This is a genomic window from Pseudarthrobacter sp. NPDC059871 (assembly GCF_042731175.1).
Taxonomy (GTDB): domain Bacteria; phylum Actinomycetota; class Actinomycetes; order Actinomycetales; family Micrococcaceae; genus Arthrobacter.
Map to the genome: position 1 here is coordinate 94294 of NZ_JBHWJV010000002.1, position 15571 is coordinate 109864.

Sequence of the window (15571 nt, forward strand, 5' to 3'; positions counted from 1 at the left end):
CCGGGCTGAGGCCCTTGCGTATGGGCCGTGCGAACGTGCGGTTCCGGCCGTCTGTCCGCAGCAGCTAACTGGCGCGCAGACGCTTCTCCAAACGGAGTGCGACCAGCGAAGCCACCGCCCCGGCTGCTGCGACCGCCGCTGCAAGTGTCCAGCCAACAGCTGGAGTGACTTGAGAGAAAACGATGCCGAAGAGCAACGGCCCCAGCGTTCCGCCGATGTAGGTTCCGCTCTGGGTGATCCCGGTGGCCTGGGTGGTGTACGGATGTGCCGTGCGTGCGACCACGTAGTGGGCCAGCCCGTTCCAGCCCCAACCCAGGCCGAAGGCGATGACTGCCCCGGCGGCGTAGACGATCGGGAAGCCGGACGCCATGCCGAGCAGTCCCAGGCTCCCGGCACCCATCATGAGAGCCACTGTGGCCATCGAGCCGCCGATTCCCCGGTCAGCTGCAATACCCACCAGCGGGCGGGCCAGGATCCCGGCCGCACTGGCGGCGCCCAGTAGTAAGCCCGCACCGGTGGCGCCGAATCCGGCCTGTGCTGCCATGGTGACAGTGAAAGCACCCACGACGTTGGCCTGCCCGGCTCCGAGAGCACTGGCCACGGCGGTAGCAAGAAGGAATGGTTTCAGTCTCCGGGGGAGCTTTTCCCTGGCTGCTGGTCCGGAGCGTCGGTGGGGCGGCCCAGTGCGGGGGAGGGCGCGGAGGAGTGCCGGGATCAGGGCGGCCGCCAGCAGGGCTGCAAGCGCAAAAGTCCAGTTCCATCCCACGGTAAGAGCGAACACCGGGACCGACAGGCCGGCAACGAGCGTCGCCGTTGGAATGGCGGCCTGTTTGAGGCCAAACGAGAAGGCTCGGTTGCGGAGTGCTACCTGGTCCACGATCAGGCCGTTCGACAGTGGGTGGACCAGGGCGTTTGCGGCACCGGCGAAACTGAGCCAGACGATCAGCCATGTCCAGTGTGGCGTGACAAACGCGATGCCGGCCAAGGCAACAAAACCCAGCCCGACGGCGAGAGGAACTCCGCGGCGGAGCCCGATTCCGCTCGCCACATACCCGGCCGGGGCGGACAGCAACGCGGAGACAGCCCAGAAGGTGGCCACTGCGACTCCGAGCGCTGAGGCCCCCATGCCCAGGTCCTGCTCGAGCTGGACAGCCAGCCCTCCGACGAGAAAGACCGGCAGCACCGCTACCACGGTTGTCAGCGCCGCGATGGCAGTGGCCCGCTGTCCCGGCCGGCGCGCAGGCGTTCGAGCGGGTCCGACGGCGGCCCGCTTCACCCTGCGGAGCGGGTCTGCGAAATGCCTGCAGCGCCGCCTCGTACGACGGCGTCGCCGGCCAACATGGGCCGCCCGCCCGTCCGCACCTGGGCCAGTAGGCCCCCGGCAGTGAGGACGGCGCGTTCGGCCGGGGAGAAGTCGAATCCGAGCGTTAGCTCTGTATCCCCGTCCACGCGGGCGGTAACAGAGCGGCGTCCCTTGGCCAGGGCGTCGGCAAGTGCCCCGATGACCCACCGCTGCCCGGTGGAGTTCTGCGCCCCGGCGGGCAGGACCAGCGGCACAATCCCGGCGGCGATCAGATTGCGGCGGTGTATCCGGGCGTAACTGCGGGCAGCGACCGCCCGGACTCCCAGGTACAGCGGGATCAGGGCTGCGTGCTCCCGCGACGAGCCCTGCCCGTAGTTTTCCCCTGCGACGATGACACCGCCGCCCCACTCAAGTGCGCGGTCGTGAAAATCAGGGTCCAGGCGGCGGAACATAAAGCGCGCGCAGACGGCGATGTTGGACCATACCGACATGGCGATGGCGCCGTCGGGAGCCATGTCGCCGGTGGAGATGTCATCACCGACGGCGATCAGCACCCTGGCGTCCAGATCAGCCGGCAAGGGTGTGGGCTGTGGTGGGGGGACGAGGTTACTGCCCCGCTCTATCTCGATGTTGCGACGGGCCTCAAGGGGCAGGACCCCGGTGATGTGCAGGTCGTGGACTTCCGGGTGCGGGGCGGTGGCGGGGCGGAGCTCACCGCGGCTGACGGTGGAGGCATCCACGATGGCGCCCTCCAATGCGCTGGCAGCAGCGGTCGACGGTGAACACAGGTACACGGAGTCCTCGGCTGTGCCGCTGCGGCCCGGGAAGTTGCGGTTGAACGTCCGCAGCGACGGGGCCCCCTCCGTGGGCGCCTGTCCGATGCCCACGCAGGGTCCGCACACCGGCTCGAGCATCCGCGCCCCAGCTCCCATGAGGTCCTCGTAGACACCGGAGGCGATGATTGTCTGCAGGATCTGCCGCGACCCTGGGGTCACTGTGAGCTGGACGGACGGATGGACGGTATGTCCCTTGAGGATGGCCGCCACCGTGGCCAGGTCCTCGTAGGAGCTGTTCACCGAGGAACCGACACATACCTGGACGACCTCGGTGCGCGGCAGTTCGGAGACGGGGCGGACGTTTCCCGGTGAGTGCGGAAGCGCCACGAGCGGAACGAGGCTTGAGAGATCAAGCTGCTCATCGTGGTCGTAGGCCGCGCCCGTATCGGCGGTCAGGGGAATGAACTGGTCCTCGCGGTGCTGGGCCCGCAGCCACGCGCGGGTCTGGTCATCGGAGGGGAAGACGGCGGTGGCTGCACCGGTTTCGATGATCATGTTGCAGATGGTCGCGCGTGCCGAGACGGACAGGGAAGCAACGCCCTCGCCGTAGAATTCGAAAACTTTCCCGCGGCCGCCGCGCACGCCGTGGCGGCGCAGCAGTTCGAGCACCACGTCCTTCGCTTCGGCGTCGGGTCCGAGCGTGCCCGTCAGTTCCACGCCGACCACTGCCGGGCACACGAAGTCGAACCCGTAGCCCGCCATGGCCACGGCTACCTCCAGGCCGCCGGCGCCGAGAGCGAACATGCCCAAGGCGCCCGCCGTTGAGGTGTGCGAATCTGCGCCGAGCAGGATTTGGCCCGGACGGGAGAAGTGTTCGAGGTGGATGTAGTGCGAGATGCCGTGCCCGGCAGGGGAGTAGCGCAGTCCGTAGCGGGCGCAGAAAGTGCGGAGGTAGTGGTGGTCCTGCATGTTCTTGTCGTCGATCTGCAGGACGTTGTGGTCGACGTACATGACCGCCAGTGGCACCGCGATGGAATCCATGCCGAGCATTTCGAATTGCATCGCGGTCATGGTTCCGGTCGCGTCCTCAATGAGGATCTGGTCAACGGCGATGGTGATGTCGGAGCCGTGGGCCAGCTCGCCGGACGCGAGATGGCTGGCCAGGATCTTGTGGATCAGTGTTGCGGGCATGACGTGGTCTCCTCAAGCAGGAATGCGGCGGCGGCAGGCACGCCATCTGTTGTGGATGGCGTGCCTGCCGGGTGGTACTACTTCACGAATTCGTTCGTGTAGGTGTCCGCCACCTTGATGTCGTTGTTCCCGACCTCCGGGTTGGCCACCTGCTGTGTCTTCAGTACTGCCTGGACGCCGTCCTCGGTAAAGGATCCGTCTTTGCTGAGCGTCTTCTTCAGGTCTTCAATGACCTTGGCGTACAGGTCTTTGTCCCCGCCGGCGAATTTCTCGGGCATTTCCGCGGCAATCTCCTCACCGGAATGGCTGTCGATGTATTCGAGGGTGCGCTTGATCGCCTTGGCGAGCTTGCCTGCGGTTTCCTTGTTCTGTTCCAGCCACTCGCTCTTGGCGTAAAGGGATGATGACGGCCAGGAGTCGGTGCCGAATACTTCCTTCAGCCCCCCAACCGTCCGGACGTCTTCGAGCACCACCGGATCGTGGCCGATCCGCTTTGCGAGTACGGAGATGTCGGGTTCAAGCATCACTGCCGCATCCACCTGGTTCTGCTCCACGGCGGCAACGGCCGATGACCCGGCGCCGATGGCCGAGACGGCGGCATCCGTCAGTTGCATGCCGTTCTTGGCCAGCAGGAATTTAACGAACATATCCGTGGAGGATCCCGGTGAGGTCACACCGACGTTTTTGCCCTTGAGGTCTGTGATGGACTTGATTTTGCCCTCATTCTTAGGCGCTACGAGCAGGGCGAGGCCCGAGGACTCGCCCATATCGACGAATGCCTTGATGGGCTGGTTCTTGGCCTGCATCTGGATGGCGTGCTCGTAGTATCCGCTGGTGACATTGGTGCTGCCGCCCACCATTGCAGTGAGCGCTTTCGAGCCGCCCTGCAGGTCCTGGAGCTCCACGTTCAGGCCCTCGTCCTTGTAGTAGCCCAGTTCCTGGGCCAGCGTCGTGGGGAGATACGTCAGGAGCGTCTGTCCGCCGACGCCGATGATCACTTTGGTGCCATCCCCGCCGCCGGCAGCGCCGGTCCCGCCCTGGCCGGGCGGTGCCGCCGAAGGGGCGCCGCAGGCGGAGAGGGCAAGGGCGACGGAGGCAAGCAGGGTCAGGGGGCGGAAGAGGCCCCGGCGCCGGTGCCGGGTTTCGTTCGGTGTCATGTGAGTTCCCTTTCAGGCGGTGAAGATGAATGGATTATGAGGACCGGGCCGGGCGCCACCTGAGAAGGTGCCGTTCGAGGCGGTTGACGAGGAGGTCGATGATCAGGACCACGAACATCAGGATGAACATGCCGGCGAAGACCCCCCTGGTATCAAAGACACCCTGGGCCTGAGCGATCGCGTAGCCCACACCGGCGGAAGCTCCGAGGTATTCACCTACCACTGCACCAGTGATGGCAAAACCTACGCTGATGTGCAGGCTGGAGAAGATCCACGTCAAGGCGCTGGGGATGAAGACGTGGCGGAGGAGCTGTTTCTCCGACGCCCCCAACATGCGTGCGTTGTCCACGAGGACCCGGTCCACGCTCTTAACACCCTCAAGGGTGTTGAAGAAGACAATGAAGAAAACCAGAGTGAAGCCGAAGGCGACCTTTGACCAGATCCCCAGGCCGAACCACAGCAGGAAGATCGGGGCCAGCACCACCCGGGGCAGGGCATTGAACATCTGCAGGAACGGGTCGAGGAGCCGTTCCAGGACCCGGACCCTCGCCAGGAGGAAGCCCAAGACCAGGCCGGCCGCTGCACCCGTCATGAATGCCAGGATCGATTCCTGCAGGGTGATCCACAGATGCGGGAAGACGAAGCCGCTGGAAATCCAGACCCACACCGTCATCAGGATGTCGGAGGGGAGCGGGAAGAAGAACGGGTCGATGACGCCAACGCGTCCCAGCAATTCCCACGCGCCGAGGGCAATGACGGCGAGGCCCAGCTGTCCCATCCGGATTGAGAAATTAGACGGTGTGCCCCGCTTGGGCCTGGGGCGCTGGACCACCGCCGGGCTTCGGTCTTTTCGAAGAGGAGACCGTTGTGTGTTCTTGGAAACTGGTGCCGCGGTCATGCTGCCTGGCTCTCTTCCTCTTCGCGTGCTGATTCATAGGTCTTCGATACTTCAACCTTGAGGCGGCCCCAGATTTCTCTGTGGAGCTCAACGAACTTTGGATCGTCCCGGATATCAAGAAGGTCCCGGGGGCGGGGGATGTCGATCTGGTAGCTGCCGACGACTGTGCTGCCCGGGCCGGCCCCAAGGATGACCACTTCATCGGACAGGGCGATCGCCTCGTCCAGGTCGTGGGTGATGAAAACGACGGCTTTGTTCGATTCCTGCCAGAGCTGGAGGAGTTCGTTCTCCATGATCTGCCGGGTCTGAACGTCGAGCGCGGAAAATGGTTCGTCCATGAGGAGGATGTCCGGGTTGACGATCCAGGCCTGGGCAACTGCCGTGCGCTTGCGCATACCTCCGGAGAGCTGGTGGGGATACCGGTCGGCGAAGTTCTTCAGACCCACCTTCTCGAGCCAGCGGCGTGACTCGTCGTAGGCTTCGGCCTTGGAAACTCCGGCCATCGTAAGGCCGAGGCTGACGTTGTCGATAACCGACTTCCACGGAAGCAAAGCGTCCTGCTGGAACATGTAGGAGGCGCGGCGGTTCACCCCGTGGACGGGCTCACCGAAGCTATGGGCAGTGCCCGAAGAAGGACTTAGGAGTCCCGCTGCCATGTTGAGGATCGTGGACTTACCCGATCCCGTGGGCCCAACGATGGAGACAAATTGTCCCGGCTCAACCTTGAGGTTGATGTCCCGGACAGCGAAGTACGATCCACCGCCGGGAGTTACAAACTCCTTGGTGCATCCGTTCAGTTCAATCGCGTAATTCGATGATCCTGGCTGTGAGGGTTGCGTCATTGCTAATCTCCCGACTAACCACATTGTGAGTTGATGGTCATATAATGGTTGGTAGGCTAGCAGTAACGTGCGTCACACTACAAGGGGTGGTGTGAACCAGCTGCCGCACCATTCCGGGTCACCATCCCGGTTCCGGTATGCGGCCGTGGAGATAGAAAGAGCAGGAGGCTACGTGGCTCGGAAGGATTTTGATCCGGCACAGATGTCATCGCGGGATTTTTATCAGCTGTTAACGTCGGTTGTTGTTCCGAGGCCGATCGCCTGGGTGTCAACTACATCGGCGGAGGGCGTGGACAACCTTGCGCCGCACTCTTTTTACACCATTGCGTCCGTTGATCCGCCGATTGTTCAGTTCACTTCAGTGGGCGAGAAGGATTCTTTGCGCAACATACAGGCACGGGGTGAGTTCGTCGTCAATCTCACCCCGGCCTCGCTGCTTGAGGAGGTCAATGCAACAGGGACTGACTTTCATGCGGCTACGAGTGAGTACGACGCAGTGGGGCTATCCCGGGAATCGAGCACCCTGGTGAGTCCTCCGCGTGTAAGAGATTCGCCAGTGGCACTGGAATGCAGACTGCACAGCACCTTAGAGCTCGGTAACTGCACCTTGGTGTTTGGCAGGGTCATCCACGCAGTCGTGTCTACAAGCGTGCTCGACGGTGACCATCCGCAAATTGACCTTTTAGAACCCCTGTGCCGATTAGGGGGCAACGAATGGGGGACACTCGGTCCGGTACAGGAGATCCGCCGCATCCGAGCCAAAGACTGGCCCGGACACTTCAGCGCCCCCAGCCAGGTCGAGTGACTGGAGATCGGCATGGACGCTAACACCGCCACAACGCCGTGGACTTTAGCCGTCAAGGCCGTATTTCGGCTTCTCAAATAAGAAACCGCGTCCAGAGGCGGGGATTCTCGCTTCTAATGAGCATTCGGAAATATTGTCGATAATTGACCTTATCCCGACTTACGCCTCGTTTGAGCCGGTCGCTGCTGCGGCCTTCGAGGCGTTCCATGACTGTAAGCATGATGAAGCATCCTGATGCCAAGAGCGTATATTCTTATCCCCTCTTTCGAACGCCCATAATGGAGATTGCGTCGGGTAGGAATCCGTTTCCCTGGGACCCAGACCACCGACTATCTGCGCGCTCGATCCTTGAGGATGTACATCGTCCGGCCAGACTCTCAGCGCTGACCGGACCATCGCGTTGCTCGGACAGGCCCGAGCGTGTCGGTCGTCAGGGGGCTGGCAGCGTGGCAGCAAAGCTATGAAGGGACGGCAGCGGATAATCGGAACGGTGCCATTGGGGTACCGATCTTGGGGGTGCTGGTATGAGCGATTTTTCATGGATGCTGCAGCTTGTAGCTCCGGTGGCCGCGTTGGCGGGTGTAGTGATCGGGGTGTTGAGTAGCCGCTCGCTAGGCCAGCAAACTGCCAGGATTCAGTGGAATTCGGCCCAAATAGAAACCACGAGAGAATTTCATGTCGAAGCGGTGGCCGCAGCACACGATCTTTCAATCCTCTACCAGCGGTTGATTCAAGACATTGACGCCTTCATGCGAGAAGCCAGGAATCGGGTCGAATCCGGAGAAATCCTTACCTCTGAAGAGACGTACTACAGGTACAGCGATGACCTGGTGGCCCGGATTACTCGAGCGACGGACGCTTGGCGCCGAGTGATAGCGCGACGCATCGTCCACGCTGATGCACAGGTGTCCAAAGCTATAGAAAACCTCGACAGGATTCGGGAAGAAGCAACGGTGGCCATCAACACGGCAGACGTTCCGTCAGCGGCAGTTGCAGCCAAAGCATTCGAGGCAAACCTTCCCCTGCTCTACCGCGCGATCAGGCGCAATTCGTTGGAAGCCAACCTGGTTCTTAGTGAGCACCTCACCCCCGGTCTCTACCGCACCAGGCAACGGAAGCAGATACTCTCCGACATTGCAGAACTTGATGGACTAGTGACTTGAAGGAAACAGCTGAAGGAGTCAGCCAATAGCAGGGCCTTCGACTGCCCAGAGCACTCCTAGATGAATTTTTTGGTAAAAGCGAAAGACAACAGGAGGCGGTCCAAAGCCGGGGCGGCGGCAGGCGCCGCCGCCCCAATGCGGGTGCCTCCTCTAGACGTTCATTTCCGGATCGAGTAGGTTTGGGTGCATACATTCTGTTAGCGCTAACAAGTCGAAGGACCTTCAGTGAGCATTCCCGGTGCCGATACCGCGGCCGAAGTCATCCGTTCCGGACGTGGCCGTCTGGGGATCGAGCTCGGCTCCACCCGCATCAAGGCCTGCCTGATTGGGGATGATCCCCGGACGGTGCTTGCCGTGGGAAGTTTCACCTGGGAGAACGCCTTGGAAGATGGCTTGTGGACTTACTCCCTCGAGGAGGTATGGTCCGGTCTGCAGGCGGCCTACGCGGATCTACTGGACGACGCGGAGCGCAGGCACGGCGTGCGGCCCGCGGCCCTGGCATCAATCGGCATCTCTGCAATGATGCACGGGTATCTTGCCTTCGGAGCCGACGGTGAACTGCTCGTGCCTTTCCGGACGTGGCGGAACACGAATACCGGACCGGCAGCGCAGGAGCTCACCACTCTTTTTGAGGCCAACATCCCGCTGCGATGGTCCATAGCCCACCTGCACCAGGCTGTAATTGACCAGGAACCGCACGTTTCCCAAATCGACTTCATGACCACCCTCGCCGGGTACGTGCATTGGCGTCTTACCGGCCGGAAAGTCATTGGAATCGGTGATGCATCTGGCATGTTCCCCATTGATTCGGCCACCAACACCTATGACGCGGAACTGCTGAAACGCTACGACATGCTTGTGGCGGGGACCGCTCCCGGACTGGAGGTTGGGCGGCTGCTGCCTGAAGCCCTGGTTGCGGGTACCAATGCCGGGCTGCTGACTGAAGCGGGTGCCGCACTGCTTGACCCCACAGGGGCGCTGCAGGCGGGTGCCGTGTTCTGTCCGCCAGAGGGCGACGCGGGAACGGGCATGGTTGCCACGTGCTCGGTAGCGCCGCGTACGGGCAATGTCAGCGCCGGGACCAGCATCTTTGCGATGGTGGTGCTCGAGCGCCCACTCGCCGGGCTGCACCACGAACTCGACCTCGTCACCACACCTGCGGGTGTGCCGGTGGCAATGGTCCACTGCAACAACGGCGCCAGTGAACTCGCGGCGTGGGTCCAGCTTTTCACGCGCTTCGCTGCGGCGGCAGGTGTTCCCGTGGACACGGACGCCGCGTTCAGCGCGCTCCTGCAGGAGGCCCTGGAAGGGGAAGCGGATGCCGGCGGGCTCCTTGCCTACAACCACCTCGCGGGCGAACCCATCGCGGGCCTCAGCGAGGGGCGTCCCCTCGTTGTCCGTGCCCCCGGCAGCGACTTCACCCTCGCAAATTTCATGCGTGCGCAGGTTTACGGAGTGTTCGCCACACTTGCCCTCGGGATGCGGGTTCTCGCCAGCGAAAATGTCACCATCGACCGGATGTTCGCCCACGGAGGTGTGTTCCGAACGGCCGGCGTTGCCCAACGCTTCCTGGCCGGCGCGCTGAACGCGCCCGTTTCAGTGGCGGAATCCGCTTCCGAAGGCGGGGCATGGGGGATAGCCGTGCTCTCAGCCTTCGTCAGCGACCCATCGGACGACCTCGACCACTTCCTCCGCACATCCGTCTTCGGCGACGCGGAATTCGAGACCACGGACCCCCGTCCCGACGACGCAGCCGGCTTCAGCGCCTACCTCGACCGTTACAGCGCGGGCCTGGCAGTGCAGCGGGCCGCGATCGACAGCCTCACGCTCAACGGAGCCACCCCATGACCGGCCATCTACAGACTGGCCGGACTGTGACCGAGTACAGGATCCGGGCAGGGGAGTACACCGCCGCAGTTACTGCACGGGCGGGCGCCCTGCGGGAGCTCCGCCACCGGAAGCGGGACCTGATTGTCCCGTTCCCGGAAGGCGGCCCCATCCCGGATTACCGCGGCGTCATCGCTGCCCCGTGGCCCAATCGGATCGCTGACGGCCGGTACTCGTTTGATGGTGCAGACTACGAGGTGCCGGTCAACGAAGCCGACCGTGGCTGTGCCCTGCACGGACTGGTGTTCCCGCTTGAGTGGGCGCTGGAGTCGCACGACGAAGCATCCGTAAAACTCTCCTGCTCGCTGGGGCGGACGGCGGGGTATCCGCATGAGTTGCGTGTCGTCGTCGTATACCTGCTTGGGGCAGACGGGCTCCGCATGACGGTCTCCGCGGAGAACCTCGGCAGCACGACGGCACCGTATGGGATATGTCCGCACCCCTACCTGCTGGCGGGCCCGTCGCCGCTCAATGAGTGGACGTTGGAGGTCCCTGCGGGATCCTTCCTGGACGTAACGCCGGACCGGCTCCTGCCGAAGGAAGTGCTCAGCGTGGATGGCCATGAGTTCGATTTCCGCAGCTCCCGCGCCATCGGCGCGACGGAGATTGACCTCGCGTTCACGGACATTGAATTCGACGACGGCGGGCAGGCCCGCGTGCTGGTCCACGACCCAACCGGCACCGGCGTGGGAATGTCCTGGGACCGTACGTGCCGGTGGCTCCAGATTCACACCGCGGACAAAAAGCCGCCGTTCCCGAACCGGCTGGGTGTCGCTGTGGAACCCATGACATGCCCGCCCGATGCGTTCAACAGCGGTGTGGACCTCATCCGGCTGGAGCCGGGGGCCGCCTGCACGGCATCGTGGGGCATTTTCGCGGTCTGATCCCGGCTGCGAACGCCCGCGGACGGAAAGACAGCCATGTGGGTGGCACGCCGCTGCAGCACCAGGAGCCGGTGGTTCACTCCTGGTGCTGCAGCTAACCGGCTGAGGGTCAGGCCCGCTTCCGGCGCAGCCCGAGCATCACCAGCCCGCAAAAGGCCAGGAGCAGTATTCCGGTAGCCAGCAGGCCGGTGTTCGCGCCGGTGTGTGCCAGTGCCATCGGAGCGGAGGAGCTGCCAATGGCGGCCGGTGCGGCTGCTGGGGTACGGGTCTCAGCAGAAACGGCCGCGGGCTGAACTGCAGTGGCCGGAGGGTTCACCACCGGCGTAGTCACTGCCGGGGGAGTAACCACCGGCGGCGTGACTACGGGTGGGGTAACCACGGGAGGAGTCACTACCGGCGGGGTGACAACAGGCGGGGTTACTACCGGGGGCGTGACAACGGGCGGGGTGACAACCGGGGGAGTCACCACCGGCGGGGCAACCACTGGAGGGGTAACCACCGTGGCAGTGGAGTCACCGATCACGCCAACGGAGGTGGCGCCCAGCGAGATGGGCAGGGTGATGGGCGTGACAATCTGGGTTCCGGAAAGGAGCCCGTCCGCTCCGGTAGTGGTGACCGGCGCTGCAGGCACCGTGGTGGTGCCGATGGGGCCGGAGCCTTCAACTGCGGCTGCCGAGTCCCCAACCAGACCCAGGGACGTGGCCCCCAAGCTGATGGGGGCGGTGACCGGGGCAAGAACCTGCGTTCCGGAAAGAACACCTTCCGCACCGCTGGTGGTTGCCGGAGCTTGCCCGCCCGCTGGCGCGCTGCCCGTGGCTCCCGGGCCCTCGATTGCCGCTGCCGAGTCGCCCAGGATGCCTGCCGAGGTAGCACCGAGGTTGATTGGAGCCGTGACCGGCGCGACGATCTGGGTCCCGGATGCGACGCTGTCATCGCCGCTTGTGCTCACCTCGGAGGGGGCGGACGACGCCGGAGCCGGGCTGGGTGCCGCGGCAGCCGGGTTTTGGAGGCCCGCTGCCGAGTCGCCGATGACGCCCGCGGACGTGGCACCGATAGTGATCGGAACGGTCACCGGCGCGACGACCTGGGTTCCGGACGCGATGCCGTTGCTGCCGTCTGTCGAAGCTGCCGGCACCACCGCGGGTGCCGGTGCGGGCGCGCCCGCCGTCTGGGTAGTTGCTGCTGAATCGCCCACCAGCCCAAGGGATGTGGCGCCGAGGTTCACCGGGACGGTGATTGGCGCGATGACCTGGGTTCCGGAGGCGACGCCGTCGGCACCGCTCGTTTCAGCGCCGGCTGCCTGCGCTGGTGCCGCTGCGGGCGCGCCGCTACCGGCGCTTTGCGTGCTGGCGCTCGAATCGCCCAGGAGGCCCACGGAAGTGGCACCAAGGTTGACCGGAATGCTGATGGGCGCCACCACCTGGGTGCCGGACAGCAGCCCGTCGGTGCCGGACGTAGTGTCGGCAGCGTTGGCGGCGACGCCGCCAAAGGCCAAGAGGCCACCTGCGAATGCGGTGCCCAGAAGGCATCTGCGGATGTTGCGATGTGACATGGGAGTTCTCTCCTGAAAGTTGGTTGGGGCATACTGCTTAGCCCTAAAACGTTGGCTCGTGTCCCGTGTCAAACGACGCGGGGGTGGCCGCAACTAATCAGGTGAAGATCCGGGGTCAAAGGACACCGGCGCAGGGGCATTGAGCAAACTGCCCTGAATCCTGGCCGATCCGGGCTCAGGGAGGAAGAAGTGGTGGGCGTCCACCCAGGCTGGCTGGACCGGTGCGTTGCCGTTGGATGCGCCTGCCCCGCCGGTGGTGGTCGCCGGAGCAACTGGCTGCGGTTCAGCAGGTGCTTCAAAGGGCGCGGGGCCGGCAGGGCTTTCCGGGCTGGACGCCGAAGGTGTGGGCAGTTGCACTGGCAGGCCACGGAAAAGGCTGCTTCCGTGGGCGCGTGCTGGATCAGACAGCTCAACGGGTGAATCCGCCATTGCCGGTACCGATGCGGCCGATTCCTGGGCCGCCGCAGCATCTGGGGACGCGTCGTTTGGGGAAGCACCGTCGACGGCCGGCAGCGCCGAAGGCTGCGGTGATGAAGTAGCGGGGTCCGCAGCAACCGGCTGGGCAGCAGGCGGAACGGCTGGGAGCGTCGGAAGCTCCGGGGTTATCACGGGCACCGGCACGGTCCCGGTGACGGGAGCCAGAACCGGGTCCAGTGGTTCAAGGACAGTGGTTGCGACGTTGGTGACGGTGCCAACAGCTGAATTTGCGGCCCCGTCAACCGTGCGAACAACAGGATTCGTGACTGCCGAAACGGTGCCGACGGGCACGAGCTTTTTCACGACCGGGACGTTTTGGGCCACTTCATCGGCAAGACCCGCCACCTCGTGAACCACAGGAGTCAGGGACGGTGCCGGTACAAGCGAAGCAACGGAGGAAGAAGGGGATTCGGCCAGCCCGCCGTTGACCGCTGCCTTCACCGGGGCCAGAACATCTTTGGCCTGGCCGGTGGCATGGCTGGTGACTGCATTGAGCGAGGAACCGACAGTGCCAACGAGGGACTTGCCTGCCGGGGAGCTGTGGGAAGAGCCGGAATCGGCAGATGCCCCAAGGGCGGAGAAAACGATCCAGGAAGTGGCTGCGGCTGCGGCGAGAAGGACGGGGCGAAGAAACGCCCAGATGTGGTGCCGTGACTGCACTTAGATCGCCTCCCCCCAGAGATCATTGCCAAGCAATGGTTAAAACCCTAACCACCCAAACCGAAGCCTGTCCAGCAATTGGAGAAACTAAACGATAGGCAACTTTGGAAAAACGACGGGCATCGAAGGGTCACGCTCGATGGAGGCAGGCAATCAACAGGGCCGGAAATTGGCGAAACTCCGGCCAAATAGCGGTTGGCCGAAGTTCCGGAACCAACATTGCAGGGGAAACCTTGAGATTGGCTGGGAGCGAGTTGCGCGCTCGAAATCCCTGCCCGTACGACGGCGGCCCGCCGGGCTCGGACGCGCAACCCATGGATGGCGGACAGTGAGGTTCGGTTGTGCAACTATCGATCCATGCCTGAACCCACAAAATACCCGGTGGCCGTCCGGGCGACCGCCTTTATGCGGCCCTCAAGGTGGCGGCACCGTCCCCGGCGGCTGGTCCGCTATGACGCCTACTGGGCGGATGGGCACGTGGATTTCGGCGTGGAGCTTTCCGCGGTGATGTACCGGGGCCATCCCGCAGACTTCGCCGGCGTGGATGAGAGCGTGCACGCGCATTGCCCCGAGATCGGAACGGGCCAATGGGTGGACGAGGCCGGCTATGTGGTTGAGGGTCCAGCAGCCACCGACCCGTACCCGCAGGCGAATCGCACGGGAACGCCCAGGAAGTACGGGGTGTCGAGATATGAGCCGAACATCAATGCACGGCGTGCGTGGCGTTTTGGCGGGGGAGCCGCCGGGCTCACCCTCGGAGTCCTTCTTCTGACGGGGTCCTCAGGCGACGGGTTTGCCGGCTTTGCGGGGATGCTGTGCTCCATCTTTGGCCTGTCGTCACTGGCCGGCCTGATCCCCGGTAAACGCCGGCCCCGGTGACCCCAGGGAGGTACTGGCAGTACCCTGACCGGCAGTCACTGCCGCCCAGCGGCGAACCGGTGTTGCATAGAAGCCATCACCTGCAATGAAAGGACCACCATGCACACCAGGACACTTGGGCAGGGTTTCGAGGTATCCGCGATCGGCTTCGGCGCGATGGGGATGTCCCAGAGCTACGGCCCCAACCCCGGCGGCCGCGACGACATGATCGACGTGATCCGGTACGCCGTGGACCAGGGCGTCACGTTCATCGACACCGCCGAGGTCTACGGCCCCTACGTCAACGAGGAACTCGTGGGCGAGGCGATCGCACCCATCCGCGACAAGGTGCAGGTGGCCACGAAGTTCGGCTGGAACATCGTGGACGGGCGGATGCAGGGCACCGATTCCCGCCCCGAGCAGATCCGGCGGGTTGCCGAAGGATCGCTGCGCCGCCTGGGCATCGAATCCATCGACCTGTTCTACCAGCACCGCGTGGACCCTGCGGTGCCCATCGAGGAAGTGGCCGGCGCCGTGGGTGAGCTGGTTGCCGAGGGCAAGGTCAAACATTTCGGGCTCTCCGAAGCAGGAGCCGGCACCATCCGCCGCGCGCACGCCGAGTTCCCCGTGACAGCCGTCCAGTCCGAGTATTCGCTGTGGACCCGCGACCCCGAAGCCGAGGTCCTCCCCACGCTTGCCGAGCTGGGCATTGGGTTCGTGCCGTTCAGCCCGCTGGGCAAAGGCTTCCTCACCGGAACCGTGCCGGCCGGCAGCACCTTCGCCCCGGACGAAATCCGCTCCCGCATCCCGCGGTTCCAGGGCGACAACCTCGCCGCAAACCAGGCACTCGTGGACCACGTCCGCGCGCTCGCCGATGCCCGCGGGGCAACCGCCGGCCAGGTGGCCCTGGCATGGCTGCTGGCGCAGCACCCCTTCATCGCCCCCATCCCGGGTACCCGCCGCCGCGAACGGATCGACGAAAACGCTGCCGCCACCGCCGTGGCGCTCTCCGCCGACGACGTGGCGGACCTGAACGGCCTCACCCGCAAGCTCGGCGTAGCCGGGGACCGCTACGACGAGAACGGCATGAAGATGGTCAACCTCTGACCTGCAGGGCG

At 64.3% G+C, this 15571-nt stretch carries 13 protein-coding genes; 6 read left to right on the plus strand and 7 right to left on the minus strand.

Going from position 1 to position 15571, the window contains the following annotated elements:
• Nucleotides 1-64 precede the first annotated feature (64 nt).
• From ACFV4R_RS03150 to ACFV4R_RS03170, 5 genes are all read right to left on the minus strand, one after another.
• Nucleotides 65-1276 carry an MFS transporter gene (locus ACFV4R_RS03150; protein ID WP_377200998.1) on the minus strand — a complete coding sequence of 404 codons (1212 nt, stop codon included), beginning with the start codon at nucleotides 1274-1276 and terminating at the stop codon, nucleotides 65-67.
• Nucleotides 1273-3270 carry an aconitate hydratase gene (locus tag ACFV4R_RS03155; RefSeq protein WP_377200999.1) on the minus strand — a complete coding sequence of 666 codons (1998 nt, stop codon included), beginning with the start codon at nucleotides 3268-3270 and terminating at the stop codon, nucleotides 1273-1275. Before ACFV4R_RS03155 ends, ACFV4R_RS03150 begins: the two co-directional genes overlap by 4 nt.
• Nucleotides 3271-3347: 77 nt before the next feature.
• Entirely contained in the window at nucleotides 3348-4427 is a 1080-nt protein-coding gene (locus ACFV4R_RS03160) for an ABC transporter substrate-binding protein (RefSeq protein ID WP_377201000.1), read from the minus strand.
• A gap of 34 nt (nucleotides 4428-4461) precedes the next feature.
• Nucleotides 4462-5205 (minus strand): ABC transporter permease, encoded by a 744-nt coding sequence (locus ACFV4R_RS03165; RefSeq protein ID WP_377201001.1) that lies wholly within the window; start codon nucleotides 5203-5205, stop codon nucleotides 4462-4464.
• Nucleotides 5206-5321: 116 nt separating this feature from the next.
• Nucleotides 5322-6167: an ABC transporter ATP-binding protein gene (locus ACFV4R_RS03170; RefSeq protein WP_377201002.1), complete on the minus strand. Its 846-nt coding sequence runs from the start codon at nucleotides 6165-6167 to the stop codon at nucleotides 5322-5324.
• 172 nt (nucleotides 6168-6339) lie between these two features.
• On the opposite strand from ACFV4R_RS03170, the gene ACFV4R_RS03175 reads away from it, so the two are divergent.
• The 4 genes from ACFV4R_RS03175 (at nucleotide 6340) to ACFV4R_RS03190 (ending at nucleotide 10906) form a co-directional block, all read left to right on the plus strand.
• Complete coding sequence (locus ACFV4R_RS03175) at nucleotides 6340-6972, plus strand: flavin reductase family protein (RefSeq protein WP_377201003.1); 633 nt, start codon at nucleotides 6340-6342, stop codon at nucleotides 6970-6972.
• 524 nt (nucleotides 6973-7496) lie between these two features.
• A complete protein-coding gene (locus ACFV4R_RS03180; RefSeq protein WP_377201004.1) occupies nucleotides 7497-8135 on the plus strand; it encodes a hypothetical protein in 639 nt (212 codons plus the stop codon).
• A gap of 225 nt (nucleotides 8136-8360) precedes the next feature.
• Nucleotides 8361-9983, plus strand: a complete 1623-nt coding sequence (locus ACFV4R_RS03185) for a xylulokinase (protein ID WP_377201005.1) — start codon at nucleotides 8361-8363, stop codon at nucleotides 9981-9983.
• A complete protein-coding gene (locus ACFV4R_RS03190; protein WP_377201006.1) occupies nucleotides 9980-10906 on the plus strand; it encodes an aldose 1-epimerase family protein in 927 nt (308 codons plus the stop codon). Before ACFV4R_RS03185 ends, ACFV4R_RS03190 begins: the two co-directional genes overlap by 4 nt.
• Before the next feature lie 109 nt (nucleotides 10907-11015).
• Here ACFV4R_RS03190 and ACFV4R_RS03195 read toward each other — a convergent pair whose 3' ends face one another.
• Both ACFV4R_RS03195 and ACFV4R_RS03200 read right to left on the minus strand, forming a co-directional pair.
• Nucleotides 11016-12458 carry a DUF320 domain-containing protein gene (locus ACFV4R_RS03195; RefSeq protein ID WP_377201007.1) on the minus strand — a complete coding sequence of 481 codons (1443 nt, stop codon included), beginning with the start codon at nucleotides 12456-12458 and terminating at the stop codon, nucleotides 11016-11018.
• A gap of 93 nt (nucleotides 12459-12551) precedes the next feature.
• A complete protein-coding gene (locus ACFV4R_RS03200) occupies nucleotides 12552-13595 on the minus strand; it encodes a hypothetical protein (protein WP_377201008.1) in 1044 nt (347 codons plus the stop codon).
• A gap of 357 nt (nucleotides 13596-13952) precedes the next feature.
• Here ACFV4R_RS03200 and ACFV4R_RS03205 point away from each other — a divergent pair, with 357 nt between their 5' ends.
• Both ACFV4R_RS03205 and ACFV4R_RS03210 read left to right on the plus strand, forming a co-directional pair.
• A complete protein-coding gene (locus tag ACFV4R_RS03205) occupies nucleotides 13953-14474 on the plus strand; it encodes a hypothetical protein (RefSeq protein ID WP_377201009.1) in 522 nt (173 codons plus the stop codon).
• A gap of 99 nt (nucleotides 14475-14573) precedes the next feature.
• Nucleotides 14574-15560, plus strand: coding sequence for an aldo/keto reductase (locus ACFV4R_RS03210; protein WP_377201010.1), 987 nt, complete (start codon nucleotides 14574-14576; stop codon nucleotides 15558-15560).
• Nucleotides 15561-15571 lie beyond the last annotated feature (11 nt).

Excerpts from the sequence above, each read along its gene's own strand:
- ACFV4R_RS03180 (WP_377201004.1), top strand. The coding sequence starts at position 7,497 with ATGAGCGATTTTTCATGGATGCTGCAGCTTGTAGCTCCGGTGGCCGCG.
- ACFV4R_RS03210 (WP_377201010.1), top strand. The coding sequence starts at position 14,574 with ATGCACACCAGGACACTTGGGCAGGGTTTCGAGGTATCCGCGATCGGC.
- ACFV4R_RS03190 (WP_377201006.1), top strand. The coding sequence starts at position 9,980 with ATGACCGGCCATCTACAGACTGGCCGGACTGTGACCGAGTACAGGATC.
- ACFV4R_RS03195 (WP_377201007.1), bottom strand. The coding sequence starts at position 12,458 with ATGTCACATCGCAACATCCGCAGATGCCTTCTGGGCACCGCATTCGCA.
- ACFV4R_RS03170 (WP_377201002.1), bottom strand. The coding sequence starts at position 6,167 with ATGACGCAACCCTCACAGCCAGGATCATCGAATTACGCGATTGAACTG.
- ACFV4R_RS03165 (WP_377201001.1), bottom strand. The coding sequence starts at position 5,205 with ATGGGACAGCTGGGCCTCGCCGTCATTGCCCTCGGCGCGTGGGAATTG.
- ACFV4R_RS03205 (WP_377201009.1), top strand. The coding sequence starts at position 13,953 with ATGCCTGAACCCACAAAATACCCGGTGGCCGTCCGGGCGACCGCCTTT.
- ACFV4R_RS03160 (WP_377201000.1), bottom strand. The coding sequence starts at position 4,427 with ATGACACCGAACGAAACCCGGCACCGGCGCCGGGGCCTCTTCCGCCCC.
- ACFV4R_RS03155 (WP_377200999.1), bottom strand. The coding sequence starts at position 3,270 with ATGCCCGCAACACTGATCCACAAGATCCTGGCCAGCCATCTCGCGTCC.